General features: G+C 73.2%; 14 protein-coding genes and 1 tRNA gene. 9 read left to right on the top strand and 6 right to left on the bottom strand.

What is annotated here, in order from left to right; translation table 11 throughout:
- The first annotated feature begins 36 nt into the window (after window positions 1-36).
- The 7 genes from JQC91_RS17610 to JQC91_RS17580 all read left to right on the top strand — a co-directional run bounded on the left by JQC91_RS17610 (window position 37) and on the right by JQC91_RS17580 (window position 8,761).
- Entirely contained in the window at window positions 37-1,074 is a 1,038-nt protein-coding gene (locus JQC91_RS17610) for an MBL fold metallo-hydrolase (protein ID WP_203288928.1), read from the top strand.
- 66 nt (window positions 1,075-1,140) lie between these two features.
- Window positions 1,141-1,839, top strand: coding sequence for a (2Fe-2S)-binding protein (locus tag JQC91_RS17605; protein ID WP_343070010.1), 699 nt, complete (start codon window positions 1,141-1,143; stop codon window positions 1,837-1,839).
- A 3-nt stretch (window positions 1,840-1,842) separates the two neighbouring features.
- Window positions 1,843-2,844: a xanthine dehydrogenase family protein subunit M gene (locus tag JQC91_RS17600; protein ID WP_203288927.1), complete on the top strand. Its 1,002-nt coding sequence runs from the start codon at window positions 1,843-1,845 to the stop codon at window positions 2,842-2,844.
- Window positions 2,845-2,847: 3 nt separating this feature from the next.
- The gene (locus tag JQC91_RS17595) at window positions 2,848-5,157 is read left to right on the top strand and encodes a xanthine dehydrogenase family protein molybdopterin-binding subunit (protein ID WP_203288925.1); all 2,310 of its coding nucleotides are present in this window, start codon (window positions 2,848-2,850) and stop codon (window positions 5,155-5,157) included.
- A 164-nt stretch (window positions 5,158-5,321) separates the two neighbouring features.
- Window positions 5,322-5,834 carry a nuclear transport factor 2 family protein gene (locus JQC91_RS17590; protein WP_203288923.1) on the top strand — a complete coding sequence of 171 codons (513 nt, stop codon included), beginning with the start codon at window positions 5,322-5,324 and terminating at the stop codon, window positions 5,832-5,834.
- A gap of 160 nt (window positions 5,835-5,994) precedes the next feature.
- Window positions 5,995-6,918: an XdhC family protein gene (locus JQC91_RS17585; RefSeq protein ID WP_203288921.1), complete on the top strand. Its 924-nt coding sequence runs from the start codon at window positions 5,995-5,997 to the stop codon at window positions 6,916-6,918.
- Window positions 6,919-6,985: 67 nt separating this feature from the next.
- A complete protein-coding gene (locus tag JQC91_RS17580) occupies window positions 6,986-8,761 on the top strand; it encodes an FAD-dependent oxidoreductase (protein WP_203288919.1) in 1,776 nt (591 codons plus the stop codon).
- Window positions 8,762-9,059: 298 nt separating this feature from the next.
- On the opposite strand, the gene JQC91_RS17575 is transcribed toward JQC91_RS17580, so the two are convergent.
- Together JQC91_RS17575 and JQC91_RS17570 are read right to left on the bottom strand one after the other, a co-directional pair.
- Window positions 9,060-9,149 (bottom strand) — tRNA-Ser (locus JQC91_RS17575).
- A gap of 41 nt (window positions 9,150-9,190) precedes the next feature.
- A complete protein-coding gene (locus JQC91_RS17570) occupies window positions 9,191-10,474 on the bottom strand; it encodes an aminotransferase class I/II-fold pyridoxal phosphate-dependent enzyme (RefSeq protein ID WP_203288917.1) in 1,284 nt (427 codons plus the stop codon).
- Window positions 10,475-10,568: 94 nt separating this feature from the next.
- Here JQC91_RS17570 and JQC91_RS17565 point away from each other — a divergent pair, with 94 nt between their 5' ends.
- Window positions 10,569-11,378 (top strand): LysR family transcriptional regulator, encoded by an 810-nt coding sequence (locus JQC91_RS17565; RefSeq protein WP_203288914.1) that lies wholly within the window; start codon window positions 10,569-10,571, stop codon window positions 11,376-11,378.
- Here JQC91_RS17565 and JQC91_RS17560 read toward each other — a convergent pair.
- Window positions 11,375-12,478, bottom strand: a complete 1,104-nt coding sequence (locus tag JQC91_RS17560; protein WP_203288912.1) for a cystathionine gamma-lyase — start codon at window positions 12,476-12,478, stop codon at window positions 11,375-11,377. The two genes, JQC91_RS17565 and JQC91_RS17560, sit on opposite strands and share 4 nt — an antisense overlap.
- A 59-nt stretch (window positions 12,479-12,537) precedes the next feature.
- On the opposite strand from JQC91_RS17560, the gene JQC91_RS17555 reads away from it, so the two are divergent.
- On the top strand, window positions 12,538-13,170 hold the full coding sequence (locus JQC91_RS17555; RefSeq protein WP_203288910.1) for an SGNH/GDSL hydrolase family protein: 633 nt from the start codon (window positions 12,538-12,540) through the stop codon (window positions 13,168-13,170).
- A 152-nt stretch (window positions 13,171-13,322) separates the two neighbouring features.
- Here JQC91_RS17555 and JQC91_RS17550 read toward each other — a convergent pair whose 3' ends face one another.
- From JQC91_RS17550 to ychF, 3 genes are all read right to left on the bottom strand, one after another.
- A complete protein-coding gene (locus JQC91_RS17550) occupies window positions 13,323-13,910 on the bottom strand; it encodes a L,D-transpeptidase (RefSeq protein WP_203288908.1) in 588 nt (195 codons plus the stop codon).
- 105 nt (window positions 13,911-14,015) lie between these two features.
- A complete protein-coding gene (locus JQC91_RS17545) occupies window positions 14,016-14,918 on the bottom strand; it encodes a nucleoside hydrolase (RefSeq protein WP_203288906.1) in 903 nt (300 codons plus the stop codon).
- A gap of 96 nt (window positions 14,919-15,014) precedes the next feature.
- Window positions 15,015-16,112 carry a redox-regulated ATPase YchF gene (gene ychF, locus JQC91_RS17540; RefSeq protein ID WP_203288904.1) on the bottom strand — a complete coding sequence of 366 codons (1,098 nt, stop codon included), beginning with the start codon at window positions 16,110-16,112 and terminating at the stop codon, window positions 15,015-15,017.
- Between the last annotated feature and the right edge of the window lie 78 nt (window positions 16,113-16,190).

Here is a 16,190-nt window from a genome sequence, read left to right as displayed (position 1 = left end):
CGCCCCGAGTCAGGGCCCGAACCAGGGAGAGACGAGATGAACGAGGACGACGAATGCGGCCGTAGCCGTTCGAGCCTCGCGCAGTCCGCGAGGACCGGCCCGATCCGAAGGCGGAGCCTCATCGCGGCGGGCGGCGCGCTGACCTTGGCCGCACTCCTGCCCCAGACGCCGTGGTCGGTCGGTGCCGCCGCCGCGCAGGACGGGAGCGGCATCGCACGGATCGTCGGCGCGCAGCGGTTCCGCGCGGGCGACGCGATCGTCACCGCGCTGTCTGACGGCTACTTCCCGAGCGATCCGGAGATCGTCCAGGGCGCCTCGCCCGAGGAGCTGCGTCCGCTCTTCGAGGCGGCGTTCCTCGACATGGACGACTATGTTGGCTCGGTGAACGCCTATCTCGTCGATCTGCCCGGACGGCGGCTCCTGATCGACGCGGGCGGGGCGCTCGAAGGCGTCCCGAGCCTCGGGCGGCTGCCCGACACGCTGCGCGTGCTCGGCATCGACCCCGGCTCCATCGACTCCCTGCTCGCGACGCACATGCATCCCGACCATGTCGGCGGCGCGCTCACCGCGGGCGGCGCGCGCGCCTTCCCGAACGCTAACCTCGTTCTGAGCGAAGTGGATCTGGCCTTCTGGCGGAGCGCTGAGGCCCGCGAGGCGGGGGCGGAGGGCTACGAGCAGAACCAGCGTGTGCTGGCCGTCTTCGGTCCGGATCGTATCCGCGCCTTCGCCGATGGAGCCTCGGTCGCGGAGGGCGTCACGCTGCGCGCGCTGACCGGTCACACGCCGGGGCACAGCGGCTATGCGATCGGGACCGGACCGGAGGGGCTTCTCGTCTGGGGCGACGTGGTGCACGTCCCCGCCGTCCAGTTCCCGCGCACCGACCTCGGCGTGGCCTTCGACATCGACGCCACGCAGGCGGCGCGCACGCGCGTGGCGATCATGGACGAGGCAGCGGCGGGCCGCCTCCGCGTGGCGGGGATGCACAACCCGTTTCCAGGCGTGGGCTTCGTCGCACGCGTTGCGGGGACGGGCAGCTTCGCCTTCGTACCATCACCTTACGACCACCGGCTCTGATGCGGTGCGCGGCGCCGGAGGACCGAGGACGATCGGCAATCGAGATGCAAAGACAGGGAGACTGATATGACCGATAGAATACCAAGGGGCGGCCTCAGCCGCCGGGGATTACTGAAGGGCGGCGCGGGCGCCGTGGGCGGCTTCGCCGCGACCGCCGCGATGGGGCAGGGTACCGCACCGCCCGCAGCCCCTGCGGGCCCGAGCGACCCGCGCGATCCGCTGCCCTTCGAGGTCACGCTGAACGGCGAGCGCATCCAGGCTTCGGCGGAGCCGCGCACGACGCTGCTCGACTGGTTGCGCGAGACGCGCGAGCTGACGGGCACCAAGGTCGGCTGCAACCACGGCCAGTGCGGGGCGTGTACAATCCACATCGACGGCGAGCCGCGTCTGGCCTGCCTGACGCTCGCCCAGCAGGTCGAGAGGCGCGAGGTCACCACGATCGAAGGGCTCGCCGCCGTGGCCGCGGCGGGCGGCTACGCCGAAGACGGGCTGCACCCGATGCAGGCGGCCTTCGTCGCCAATGACGCGCTGCAATGCGGCTACTGCACGCCGGGCCAGATCATGTCGGCCGTCGCGGTGGTGAACGAGGGTCATGCATCGAACGCGGCCGAGGTGCGCGAGTACATGTCCGGTAACCTCTGCCGTTGCGCGGCCTACCCGAACATCACCGCCGCCGTGCTGGAGGCCCGCGAGCGGATGCCCGAGGCGGCCGCGGATGGCGGCGGGGCGCGGCAGGAGCTTCACCTTCGGACCGGGGAGGCCTGATCGATGAACCCCTTCTTCTACGAACGCCCGACTACGCTCGCCGACGCCACGTCCCGCGCGGTCGAGCCGGGCGCGATGATCTATGCGGGCGGCACGACGATGCTCGACCTGATGAAGCACAAGGTCTACCAACCCGAGCGCGTCATCGACATCACCCGTCTGCGCGAGCCCGGGTTGCGCGAGGTCCGTCGCGACGGCGACGCGCTGGTCCTGGGCGCGCTGGTGACGATGCATCAAGCGGCCGAGGACGCGGTGGTGAAGGCGGAGGCGCCCGCGATCTCGGAATCGCTCTGGCTCGCCGCCACGCAGCAGTTGCGCCACATGGCCACCTTGGGCGGTAACGTCCTGCAGCGCACGCGCGACCCCTACTTCCGCGACCCTTCCTGGCAGGCGGTCATCACGCGCAACGATCGGCGCGACAGCGGCGAGCCCGAGGGCGCGAACCGGCTGGGCGCGGTGCTGGGCACGACGGAGACCTTCCTCGCCTCCTATCCCGGCGACATGGCCCAAAGCCTCGCGGCCTTCGGCGCCACCGTCGAGATCACGGGGCCGGACGGCGATCGGACGCTGCCCTTCGCCGACCTCCACGTCCTGCCCGCGAACCGCGAGACGCCGGAGCAGGTGACGCGGCTCGCCCCCGGCGAGATCATCACCGCCTTCCGGGTGGACCTGAGCCCCGCGACGCGGCGCTCCACCTACGTGAAGGTCCGTGACCGCTCGTCCTACGCCTTCGCCAATGCCTCCTGCGCCGCCGGATTGGCGATGGACGGCGACACGGTCGCCGACGTGCGCCTCGGCCTCGGCGGGGTGGCCACCGTACCTTGGCGCGCGACGGCGGCCGAGGACGCGCTGCGTGGCGGCCCGCTCAACGACGAGAGGATGCAGGCGGCGGCCGAAGCGGCCTTCGCCGACGCCCGCACCTTCCACCACAACGCGTTCAAGGTGCCCCTTGGACAGAATACCATCATCCGCGCGCTGACCATCCTGCGCGACATGGAGGGCTGAGCCATGGCCGAGACCTACGACGTATCCGAAGCGGCCACCGGCCTCCCGATGATCGGCGCGCCTGAGCCGCGCTACGACGGGCGGCTCAAGGTGACGGGGCAGGCGGTCTACGCCGCCGACGCCCCGGTCTCCGGCGCGCTCCACGCCGCCCTCGTGCTGGCCCCCCAGGCGCGTGGCACGATCACCGCCATCGACACGGGTGCCGCCGAGGCCGTGCCCGGCGTGCGGCTGGTGCTGACGCACGAGAACTTTCCCCCCAATCTCGGAGCGGTGACGACGTTCTCGGCCGGAGGCGTCGCGCAATCCTCCTGGCAAGGCTTCGAAAGCCCGGAGATCCGCTTCGCTCAGCAGCCCGTCGCCCTCGTGGTGGCCGATACGGTCGAGAACGCGCGCGAGGCGGCCAAGCTGGTCGAGTTGACGGTCGAGGCGGCGGACGGGGCCGTGGCGTCGATGTTCGCGGACGCGGCCCCTGCGGCGCGCGACATCGGCGAGGCGGTCGAGCCGATCGAGGTGGGCGACGTGGACGCCGTCCTGTCCGGCGCGGCCCATGTCGTCGAGGCGCGCTACACCACGCCGATCCAGCACCACAACGCGATCGAACTCTATGGCACGACGGCCGAATGGCGCGCGGGCGACCTCGTGGTGCACTGCCCGTCGCAATGGATGACCGGCACCCGCGCGTCGCTGGCCACCAAGTTCGGCCTGCCCGTGGAACGGGTGCGCGTGGTCGCGGCCGTCACCGGCGGGGGCTTCGGCTCCAAGGCAACGGTCATGGCGCACACCTTCCTCGCAGCCCAAGCCGCGCGGATGGTGGGGCGGCCGGTCAAACTCTACGTGTCGCGGCACGACATGTTCTCGGCCGGGTCCTACCGTCCTCAGTCGACCCACGACATCCGTGTGGGCGTCGATGCGGACGGGCGGCTGACGGCGCTCGGACACCACCAGGTGCAGCAGACCAGCCGCATGGACGACGTGCCGCTGCCCGGCACTGAGATGACCACGCGCATGTACGGCTGGGACGCGGTGCGCGGCACGAACGCTCTCGTCTCCACCGACACCAACACGCCGGGCTTCATGCGCTCGCCCGCCGAGGTGCCCGCCTTCTTCGCGTTGGAATCGGCCATCGACGAGGTGGCGCTCGCGGCAGGCCGCGATCCGGTCGAGGTGCGCCTCGCGTCGGACAGTGCGACCGAGCCGGTAGGTGGGTTGCCGTGGACCTCGCGCTCCTTGGCCGAGTGCCTACGCGTGGGCGCCGCGTCCTTCGGCTGGGAGGGCCCGTCCGCCGAGCCGGGTAGCCGCATCCGCGACGGGCTTCTGATCGGGCACGGCGTGGCCTCGGCCATGTACCCCGTCTACTCATCGGCCGCGGTGGCGGACGTGCGGATGGGGTCGGACCTCTCCGTGCGCGTCTCGGCGGCCGTGCAGGATATCGGCGGCGGCACCCACAACGTCCTCAGCCAGACGGCGGCGGCGATCCTGGGCGTGCCGCTGGAGAACGTCACCGTGGAGCTCGGCGACAGCGAACTGGCACCGAACGGCGTGGCGGGCGGCTCGCGCCAGACGGCGTCCATCACCGGCGCCGTCAAGGATGCCTGCGACCGCGTCATCGCCCGCCTCATCACGGTGGCGACCGCCGAGGGTGGCCCGCTCGCGGGCGCGGATCCAGCGGCGGTCTCCGTGTCCGGCGGCGCGCTCGTCGCGGGCGACCGCTCCGCCCCGCTGCGCGAGGTGGTGGGCGCCGTGCCCTTCGGCGTCGTAAACGAGCGGGGCACCTGGGTGCCCGCGAGCGTCGACCGCTCCTCGATCATGAGCCTCTACCGCCGCGGTGCGACCCCGCTGATCGGGCTGACCACCGACACCCATGCCCGGTCGTCCTTCGGCGCGCACTTCGTGGAGGTCTCCGTCGATCCCGTCACCTACGAGATCCGCGTGCCGCGCCTGGTCGGCGCCTTTGCGGCGGGGCGCATTCTCAACGAGATGACGACGCGCTCGCAGCTGATGGGTGGCATGATCTGGGGCGTGGCCTCGGCGCTGCACGAGCAGACCGAAGTGGACAACCGCGCCGCGCGCTTCGTCAACGCCGACCTCGGCGAGTACTTCGTGCCGGTCAATGCCGACATCCCCGACCTGAGCATCGAGATCGTCCCGGAGGAGGACCCCCATATTGGGCCCATGGGCATGAAGGGCGTGGGCGAGCTAGGTATCACCGGCATGGCCGCCGCAGTAGCGAACGCCGTCTACGATGCCACCGGGGTCCGCCTGCGCGACCTGCCCATCCGCATGGAGCACGTGCTGCAAGGCATGCGCGCCTGACGAGACGGGCTCCAATCGAGACGGGCCGCGGCGGATGTCCCCCGCCGTGGTCCAGAACCGGCGCCTCGTCCCTCCCCGTCCGGGCGCCGGACTTGGCCCGCCGCCGCGCGCCGCACCGCAGCGGTGGGTCCCTTTTTTCTATCCCAACCCTAGGAGAACCGACGATGACTATCTTAACCCCCCGTACTGCCCTGCTGTGCTGCGCCGCGCTCGTGGCACCGGGCTTCGCTGCTGCGCAGGACGCCGCCGACCGCATGGCCGTGATCGAGCTGAGCAACGCGCTCGACGCCGCCGTGGACCGAAAGGACTGGGACCTCGCGCGGTCCTACTTCACCGACGAGATCGAGGTCGCGATGGGGTCGCCCGACGCGCAGGCGATGCCCGCCGACGAACTGATCGGTGGCTGGGAGACCAATCTATACGAGGGCAAGCCTTCCTTCCATCTGCGCGGCGGCCATGTCGTCACCTTCGACGGACCGGACGCTGGCACGGTCGAGAGCCAGGGCTACGCGTGGAACCGCATCGAGGGGTTCGAGGGCGGCGACCTGTGGGAGGTGTGGGGGTCCTACACGTTCGACGTCGTGCGGGAGGCCGACGGCTGGCGTCTCGCCTCCTTCGTGTTCCAGCCCCACCACACGCGGGGCAATGAAGCGATCCCCGGCCACGTGCCGGACTAGGCGAGTGCGCGGGCGTCTCACATCGGTCCGGCCCACTCGTCGCGGGGCGTACGCCCCGGCGGGCCCGCGGAATGTCACGACGGGCACCACCGGCCGATGGCCCTGCGAGGCGACCGACGCCGAGATCCTGCGGCAGGCGGCCCTCGATCGCGTGGCGAGCTTGCCGGTCGCCCTCGTGACGCTGATTGCGGTCGTGGGCTCCGCATACCGCGCACCCGGCGCCCTGATGCTGGTGCACGACGACGGTACCTGGATGGGCCAGATCACCGGCGGTTGCCTGGAGGCGGCCGTCGCCCTAGAGGCGCGCAAGGCGATGGCGGCGGGCGCGGCCCGCACGCTGCGCTATGGGGCGGGCTCGCCGTTCATGGACATCCGGCTTCCCTGCGGCGGGGGCGTGGTGCTGCACGTCGATCCGTGCCTCGACCCGGATGTGATGATCGCGGCCTGCACGCTGCAGAGGGCCCGGCGAGCCTTCGCCTTCGCGTTCGATCCCGCCGCGCCTGATCCCAATCGCGATCTCGTCGCACCGGACGCCTTCGTCCCGCCAGGCCGCTTCGCCCACCGGGTCGCTCCGAGGACGCGCGTGCTCGTCGCCGGTCGGGGAGCGGAGCTCTTCGGGATGGTGCGCCTCGCCGTCGCCGCGGGGCACGAGGTCGTCGCGCTGTCGCCGGACCCCGACGAGCGCGCCGCTTGCGCCGAGGCGGAAGCCCGCGTCCACGCCTGGACCGCCCCGGACCGTCTCCCCTCCCTTCCGCCGGACCGGTGGACAGCCTTAGCGTCCCTCCTGCACGATTCCGACTGGGAGGGGCCGCTGCTCGAATGGGCGCTGCCCAGCCCGGCCTTCCACGTCTCCGCCATCGGCGGACACCGGACGCGCGAGGCCCGCGCGGTGTGGCTTTCCAGACGCCTCGCCCCCCGTCTTCTCGCTCGCCTGCGCGCCCCGGCGGGGCTCGTGCCGTCCTGCCGCGATCCGAGGAGCCTCGCCGCCTCGATCCTCGCGCAGATCGTGGCGGACGGCGCGGCGGCGCAGGCCGATCTCTCCGACGGACCGCTCGGCGGCCGGTCCGCGCTCGCCGCCGAATGATGCCTGCGACCCGCGCGGACGATCCTGGGGCGTGCGCCTTCGACATCCATGCACTACGCTCCGTCCGATGACCGACCGTCCAGAACACCAGTCCGCCGTCGACTCCGCCCCCGCAGCTGCCAGCGCGTCCGTCGATCCGACGGACCCTTATGCCCGCGAGCAGCAGACCTTCCCGCATCTCTCGGGCGAGGCGGTGGACCGCATCCGCCCATACGGACGCGAGGAGACGCTGGCCCCCGGCACACTGGTCTTCGAGCGGGGCGAGCGCAGCGTCGACTTCCTCGTGGTCCTCGAGGGCGGCGTGGAGATCGTCGAACGGGGCGCGTCGGGCGAGGAACGCGTGAACACCGTCCACGGCCGATGCCAGTTCACCGGCGAGTTGGACCTCTTCAACGACCGCCGGATCCTCGTGGATGGGCGGATCGCGGGGCCGGAGGGCGGCGGGGACGCGCGCATCCTGCGCGTCCCGCGCGCCGCGTTCCGGCGCATGGTCTCCACCGAGGCCGATCTGGGCGAGACGATCACCCGCGCCTTCATCCTGCGGCGCACGGGCTTCATTCGCCACGCGGAGGCGGGCGCAGTGCTGATCGCGGATCACGCCGACGCGGGCGGCCTGGCGGACGCCATTCGCATGAAGCGCTTCCTCGGGCGCAACGGCTACCCGATGCGCTACGTGGAGGCCGCGGACCCGGAGGCGGCGCGGCTGATGGACGCCCGCGGACTGACGGAGGACGACCTTCCCGCCGTGCTCGCCCCCGACGACGTGACGCTTTCCCGACCCTCCATCCCCGACCTCGCAGACGCCCTGGGGCTGACGGAGGCACCGGAGGCAGGCCACGTCTACGACGTCGCCGTGGTGGGCGCGGGACCCGCGGGCCTGTCAGCGGCCGTCTATGCCGCCTCCGAGGGGCTCGACACGATCATCGTGGAAGAGGAGGCCCCGGGTGGGCAGGCGGGCACGTCCAGCCGGATCGAGAACTATCTGGGCTTTCCCATCGGCATCTCGGGGCAGGCGCTCGCCGGGCGGGCGTGGATCCAGGCGCAGCGCTTCGGCGCGCGCATGGCCGTCTCCCGTGCGGCTCGCGGATTGGACTGCGACCGCGCCGAGGACGGTCGCCCCTTCCGGGTTGCCTTGGACGGCGGCGCGACGGTGGACGCCCGGGCGGTCGTGCTGGCCACCGGCGCGACCTACCGCAGGCTGGGCCTGCCCGGCGAGGGGGGCTACGAGAACCGGGGCCTGCACTACGCCGCCACGGCGCTGGAGGCGGGGCTCTGCGAGAACGCGGAGGTCGCGGTCGTGGGCGGCGGCAACTCGGCCGGACAGGCGGCGGTGTTCCTGTCCCGCTATGCCGAGCACGTCCACGTCCTGGTCCGTGGCGACGGGCTTGCGGACAGCATGTCCGACTACCTCGTCCAGCGGATCGAAGATTCCTGCCGCATCACCCTGCGCACGCGGACCCAGATCACCGCGCTCCACGGCACGCCCGCGCTGACGGGTGTGACGATGGAGGGGCCGGACGGCGCGGAGGAGCGCCCCATCACCCATATCTTCGTGATGATCGGCGCGGTGCCCAACACCGGCTGGCTGGAGGGCTGCGTCCAAGTGGACGCCAAGGGCTTCGTGTGCACCGGCACCGACGTGACCGAGGGCAGGCCCAAATCCGCCTTCGAGACGTCCCGGCCCGGCGTCTTCGCCGTGGGCGACCTGCGCGCGGGATCGGTCAAGCGCGTAGCCTCCGGCGTGGGCGAGGGGTCGGTTTGCGTGTCCGCGGTGCATGGGTGGCTGACTACGGACGAACGGAACGAGGGTCGCCTTGACAGTGAGGCGCGGACGACCGGCTGAACAGTTCCACGAGTATGCCCTAGCGACACGCTAGCGTCGCAGGGGAAGACAATCCGCCGGGCGTTGACCGTCACTGGGAGTAAGAACAGCGGGTTGGAGCCGTCTGGATCGTGACGGAAGGAAGCGAACAGAGGCTGGCAGTATATTTGGACGTCTTTGCCGCCGCAGTCGCTGGTGCTAGCATCAACGCCAGTACCGAGCGGGGCGTCCCCGCAAAGGAAAACTGTACCCTGAAGCGTACCTTACAGAGGAGTTCGAGAAGAATGCCTAGCTATGTCAAACACCTACGTATGAGGTGTGGCGGAGACGAAGGGATTCGAACCCTCGAGACGGTTTCCCGCCTACTCCCTTAGCAGGGGAGCGCCTTCGACCACTCGGCCACGTCTCCGTCGACCGGCCTATAGCCGCGCCGCCCCAGCCGCAAGACGCTCAGCCGGCGAAGCGCAGGCCGGTGAGCGTCGCGCGCAACGCGCGGGTCCGGGGCGCCACCGCCTCGGGGTCGCCCGTCAGACCCGCCCGGAGCAGCGCGGCCACCTCCGGCGCGTGCGCCGGGCCGAGGCCGCGGCGCACCGCCTCGGGCGTGCCGATCCGCAGGCCGTTCATGTCCCCCGCCGCCGCCGCGCCCGGCAGGCCGATCCCGCAGGCCAGCAGCCCCGCCCGGCGCAGCCGCCGCGCCGCGCGCTGGCCGCCGCCCGGCGTCTCCAGCGCGAACTGGTGGCTCCGCGTCCCGCCGCCATGGACCGCCAGGCCCGCCGCCGCGCAGGCCTCCGCCAAGGCCCGCGCGGTCCCGACCATCGCGTCCGCGTAGGCCGCCCCGAACTCCACCCAGTCCTGCAGCGTCACCGCCAGCGCCGCCACGCGGCCCGCGTCGAAGTTGGCCGTCAGCCCGGGGAAGGCCACCGCGTCGAGCCGCTCCGCCACCTCCGCCTCCCGCGTGACGATCAGCCCGCCCGCCGGGCCGCCCAGCGACTTGTAGGTCGACATCGTCATCAGATGCGCCCCCTCGTCCAAGGGGTTGGGCCACGCGCCGCCCGCGATCACGCCGCACAGGTGGGCGGCGTCGAACATCAGCCACGCGCCGACCTCGTCGGCCACCTCGCGCAGCTGCGCCACCGGATGCGGGCGCAGGTTGAGCGACTGGCCCACCGTGATCAGCTTGGGGCGGACCTCGCGCGCCACGGCCCGCACGCCCGCCACGTCCACCGTGTAGCCGCCCGCGTCCACCGGCGCGGGATGCACCCCCAGCCCGTAGCGCCCCGCGCAGCCCGGCGCGTGGTGCGTGACGTGGCCGCCCACCTCGGCGGGCGGCGCGACGATCCCGTCGCCCGGCCGCGCCAGCGCCATGAACGCGAACAGGTTGGCCAGCGCCCCCGACGGCACCCGCACCTCGGCATGGGTCGCGCCGAACACGCGGGCGGCGAGGCGGGCGGCGATCACCTCGATCCGCTCCACCGCCTCCAGCCCCGTCTCGTACTTGTCGCCCGGATGGCCCAGCGACGGGCGCGACCCGAGCCCTGCAGAAAGCAGCGCCTCGGCGCGCGGGTTCATCACGTTCGTCGCCGGGTTGAGGTTCAGGCATTCGACGTCGTGGATGCGCCGCGTCTCCGCCGCCGCCGCCTCCACGGCGGCGCGGGGGTCGGCGGGCAGGGGCAGGTCGGCCTCGCGGCGGCGGGCCGCCTCCGAGAGCCACGGGCGGGGGGCGAGATCGGTCATGCCGCCTCGATGCCCGCCCGGGGGACTGGCGGTCAACGCGGGGACCGTGCGAGACGAGGGCAAGGAATCCTTGCCCTCGCCCCCGGACCGCCCGATGCCCCTCGCGCCCCCGCTCCCGCCCGGCCTGTCGCTCCATGCGCTGCGCGCCGTCGAGGCGGCGGCGCGCGCCGGCGGCTTCGCGGCGGCGGCGTCCGAACTCGGCGTCACCCCGGCGGCGGTCGCCGCGCAGGTCAAGGCCCTGGAGACCCGCACCGGCGTCCCCCTCTTCGCGCGCGGCCCCCGCGGCGTCGCGCCGACGGCGGCCTGCGCCCGCCTGCTGCCCGCCCTGACCGAGGCGATGGCGCATCTCGCCGAGGCGGCCGCGATCCTGCGCGAGGAGGCCGCGCCGCCGCTCCGCGTCGCCGCGCTGCCCGCGCTCGCCCAACTGGTCCTCGCGCCGCGGCTGCCCGACCTCGCGGCGCAGGGGCTGCCGGTCTCCCTCCACGCGATGGAGGCGCCCCCGGAGGCCAAGCGCGACCGCTTCGACGTCGCCCTCTTCTACGGCCCGGACGGGCGCGACGCCCTCGTCCCCGTCGCCGCGCCGGGCGTCGCGGGGCCCCGGCTCGCGGACGCGACGTGGTCGGCGGACTGGGCGCTCTGGGCGCGCGCCACGGGCCGCCCCGTCCCGCCGCCGGGCCCGGAGCACTCGCTCTACGCCCTGGCGCACCGCGCGGCGATCGACGGCGGCGGCGTGCTGATGGGGCGGGTCGCGCTCGTCGCGGCGGACCTGCGCGCGGGGCGGCTGGTGGCCTGCGGGCCCCGCGCCGACCTCCCCGAGGGGCCGGTGGCGCGGGCGCTGCACGGCGGGGCGCGCGCGCGCCGCCTCGCCGACGCGCTGGCGCGGATCCTGTCCGAGGCGGCCTAGAGCGCCGCCAGCCCCCGCTCCACCGCCGCCGCGAGCGGCCCCGCCGGCTCGATCCCGACGGACAGGCGCAGGAAGCCCTCGGGCACCGCGTCGCCCCAGCGCGCCCGGCGGTCCGCGCTTGTGTGCGTCCCCCCGAACGACGTGGCGCGCAGGATGCCCGAGGCGTCGAGGAAGCGCTCCGCCGCCGCCTTGTCCGCGAAGGTCGCGCCCACCACGAAGCCCGGCGCCGCCATCTGGCGCGCCGCCAGCGCGTGCTGCAGATGGTCCGCGCGCCCCGGATAGGACACGGCCACCCCCGCCCCGGCCAGCCGGTCCGCCACCGCGGCGGCCGACGCGCACATCCGCTCCAGCCGCAGCTCCAAGGTCTCCAGCGAGCGCGACAGCAGCCACGCCTCGAACGCCCCCGGCACCGCGCCCGTGAACTTCCGCACGTCCCGGAGCCGCGCCTCCAGCGCGGCGTCCGCCGTCGCCGAATGCCCCAGCAGCAGGTCCGAATGCCCCCCCGCCGCCTTGGTGTCCGCCGACACCACCACGTCCGCCCCCAAGGCGAGGGGCCGCTGCAGCAGCCCCGTGCAGAAGGTGTTGTCCACGCACAACCGCGCGCCCGCCGCCCGGCACCGCGCCGCCAGCGCGGGCAGGTCCACGATCTCCAGCCCCGGGTTGGACGGCGTCTCGACCACGACCAGCGATACGCCGGAGAGGTCCGCCGCCGCGAGATCGCGCGTCGGCACCTCCACCGCCTCGATCCCCAAGGGCGCGAGGATGTCGCCCGCCAGAACCCGCGTGTGGAAGTAGCCGTCGGCGGGCACCACCACCCGGTCCCCGGCCTTGAGGCAGGCGAGCATGACCCCCGCGATGGCCGCCATGCCGCTCGTCGAGAGCACGACCGGCGCCCCCTCCACCTCGGCCAGCCGCGCCTCCGCGCCGTCGAGCGTCGGGTTGGCGTAGCGGGAGTAGATCGCGTCCGGCGCGGGCTGGTCGCCCAAGCGGAAGGTCGTGGTGGGGATCAGCGGCTCGGCCACCGGGTCGCCGTCGGCCAGCCGCGCCGTCCGGTGGTGCAGCAGCCGCATCGCGGCCTGTTGGATGTCGTCCGGCAGCATCGGCGGCCCCCCCTTCGCCGGGCGTGACTCCCGCAACGCGCTCGGTCTAGCAACCCCGCATGAGCATCCTCGTCTTCGGCGACTCCAACAGCCACGGCACCGTGGCGCTCACCGCGCTGGGCGCCTTCGACCGCCACCCGCCGGGCGTGCCGTGGCCCGACGTGATGGCCGAGGCCTTGGGCCGCCCCGTGACCTGCGAGGGCCAGCCGGGCCGCACGACGGTCCACGACGACCCCATCGACGGGCCGCACAAGAACGGCCTCGCCGTCCTGCCCGCCCTCCTCGAGAGCCACCGGCCCCTCGACCTCGTGGTGGTCATGCTGGGCACCAACGACTGCAAGGCGCGCTTCGCGCTGCGGGGCTGGGATGTGGCGGCGGGGGCGGCACGGCTGGCGCAGGAGGTGCAGCGCAGCCAAGCGGGGCAGGGGGGCGCGGCCCCGGACGTGCTGCTCGTGGCCCCCGTGCCCGTCGAGGAGGCGGGCGTGCTGGCCGAGATGTTCCAAGGCGGGCGCGCCCGGTCCCGCGCGGTGGCGCCCGCGCTGCGCGCGCAGGCCGAGCGGCTGGGCTGCGGCTTCGTGGACGCGGGGCGGCTGGTCAGCGTGGACCCGGTCGACGGCGTCCACCTGACCGCCGAGGCGCACCGCACCCTCGGACGCGCGATGGCCGAGGCCGTGCGGACGCGGCTCCGCTGACGGACCGGCTCGACCCGGCTCCGCAAGGGGTCAGGGACTCATGCCGCAATGCGGCGAAAGTCCTCGACGAGACCTGTGAAGGCTCCGTCCGTTTCGTGAAGACCGGTCGCGCGGTTTCGTACAATTCGTACGAAACCACGCCGCCCGGGCCGTCAGGCCGAGCCGTTCGCCTTCGGGTGCAGCACGACCCGCGCGCGCATCGCCACCCGCTCGTAGAGGTCGATGATCTCCGAGTTGATCAGCCGCGCGCAGCCGTTCGACACCGCCGAGCCGATGGTCCCCGGCGCGTTCGTCCCATGGATGCGCAGGAACGTGTCGCCCCGCCCCTCCTGGAACAGGTAGATCGCCCGCGCGCCCAGCGGGTTGTCCGGCCCGCCCGGCACGCCGTCGGCGTATTGCGCGTAGGAGGCGGGGTCGCGCTCGATCATCTCGGGCGTCGGCGTCCACGAGGGCCATTCCTTCTTGGCCCCCACGTAGAACTCGCCCGATTCGTACAGGCCGGGGCGGCCGACGCCGCAGCGGTAGCGCATCGCCACCCCGCCCGGCATCGTCCAGTAGACCATGAAGGCGTCGGGCAGGACGTGCAGCTCGTTGGCCGCGACGTCGGCGCGGGTGCGGACGAGGACAGGGTCGAACGAGGGGCCGCGCGCGGACTGGGCGCGCGCCGCGTCGGCGGCGAACAGGCCGGTCAGGGCGAGGCCGGAGGCCAAGCCGGTGGTCAGGAACTCGCGTCGTTGCATCGGTCGTCTTCCCCAAGATGGCAGGGCCACAACATAACCACGACGCCCCCTGCCCGCGAGAGGCGGGACGTTCACGTTTCGGCAAGGCCCCGCCGGTGTGGCAGATCAGTCGAGGCGGCCCACGAGGCCGAGGAACCGCTCCTTGATCGCGTCGAGGTCGCCGTCCACCGCGACCCGCACCGGAGGACCGTCGGCGCGCACGGTCTCGCCGACCGCGTCCCCGTCGAGGATCACGTCGATCCCCGTCTCCTCGAAGGCGAACAGGTCCGGGTCCGTGTGCGCGAGGATCGCCGCCGGGTCGTGCAGCCCGCAGCCCGCCATCCCCTTGGACGCATAGAAGTCGAGGTAGAACGCCCCCATCTCCCGCAGCCGCCCGCCCATCGCCGGCGCCTCCCGCGCGAGGCGATCGAAGTCGTCCGCGGTGCAGCAGACCCGGTTCGTCACGTCGAGCCCCACCAGCGTGACGTTCGCCCCCGCGCGCAGCACCTCGCGCGCCGCGTGGGGGTCGTGCCAGACGTTGGCCTCCGCCCGCGCCGTCACGTTCCCGCCAGAGAGCGAGCCGCCCATGATCACGAGGTGGTCCAGCCGCGCGGCGAGGCCGGGATCCCGCTGCATCGCCTCGGCCACGTTGGTCAGCGGCCCGATCGGCGCCAGCACCAGCAGCCCCGCCTTCGACGCCTCGATGATCAGGTCCGCCGCGTCCCGCGGGTCCTTCCCCCGCGACGGCGCCTGCGCGGGCATGTCGCCGAACCCCTCGGCCCCGTGCACCCAGTCCACGGCGTCGAACCGGCCCAAGGCTTGGCTGACGTCCGCCCCCTCCGCCACCGGCACGTCCAGTCCCAGCCAGTCGCACAGCACCAGCGCGTTGCGCGTGGCGGTCGCCGCGCGGACGTTGCCGAACACGGTGGAGAGGCCCACGAGGGAGAGGCGCGGGTCGGCGGCGGCCATGGCGATGGCCATCGCGTCGTCCACGCCGGGATCGGTGTCGATGAGGATGCGGTCTGTCATGGCCCGGGCGCCTACCGCCCGCGCGCACGCGCCGTCACCCCCCTTTCTTGGCGGAAGTATCCCGGGGGAGGCGCGCAGCGCCGGGGGCGGAGCCCCCTAGCCGGAGTGCAGGAAGTGCAGCACGTCGCCGTCGCGCACGACGTAGCCCTTCCCCTCGGCGCGCATCTTGCCCGCCTCCTTGGCCTTCTGCTCGCCGCCCAAGGCCACGAAGTCGTCGTAGGCGATCGTCTCGGCCCGGATGAAGCCCTTCTCGAAGTCGCCGTGGATCACGCCCGCCGCGCGCGGCGCCGTCGTCCCCGCCGGGATCGTCCATGCCCGCGACTCCTTCGGCCCCACGGTGAAGTAGGTCTCCAGCTTCAGCAGCGCGTAGCCCGCGCGGATCAGCCGGTCGAGCCCCGCCTCCTCCAGCCCCATCTCCGCCAGGAACTCGGCCTGCTCCGCGTCGTCGAGCTGGGCGATCTGCTCCTCGATGGCCGCCGAGATCACGACCGTGCCGTTGCCCTGCGCCGCCGCCATCTCGGCCACCGCCTCGGAGTGGGCGTTGCCGGTGGCCGCGTTCTCCTCCTCGACGTTGCAGACGTAGAGGACGGGCTTGGCCGTGAGCAGCTGAAGCATCTCCCACGCGCGCGCGTCCTCGGCATCCACCTCGACGGTGCGCGCGGGCCGCCCCGCTTCCAGCGCGGCCTTGGCGGCCTCCAGCAGGCGCTGCTGGTCCTTGGCCTCCTTGTCGCCGCCCTTCAGCTTGCGCACGAGGTTCTGCATCCGCCGCTCGATCGACTCGAGATCCGCGATCATCAGCTCCGTCTCGATCGTCTCCGCATCCGAGACCGGGTCCACCCGCCCCTCAACGTGGGTGACGTCCCCGTCCTCGAAGCAGCGCAGCACGTGGGCGATGGCGTCCGTCTCGCGGATGTTGGCGAGGAACTGGTTGCCGAGCCCCTCGCCCTTGGACGCGCCCTTCACCAGCCCGGCGATGTCCACGAAGGTCATGCGCGCGGGGATGGTCTGCTTGGACCGGGCCATCTCCGACAGGGTGTGGAGGCGCGCGTCCGGCACCGCCACCTCGCCCACGTTCGGCTCGATGGTACAGAAGGGGAAGTTCGCGGCCTGCGCGGCGGCGGTCTTGGTCAAGGCGTTGAAGAGGGTGGACTTGCCCACGTTCGGCAGGCCCACGATGCCCATGCGGAAGCCCATCGGCGGTCTCCTTTGTCGGTTCGCCGCCCTCTAGGGCGGCGACCGGGGGGGGGGGGGGGGGGGGGGGGGGGGGGGGGG

The sequence above is a fragment of the Jannaschia sp. Os4 genome (genome assembly GCF_016820245.1).
Taxonomy (GTDB): domain Bacteria; phylum Pseudomonadota; class Alphaproteobacteria; order Rhodobacterales; family Rhodobacteraceae; genus Jannaschia.
This window is presented reverse-complemented; position numbering and strand designations above follow the sequence as displayed.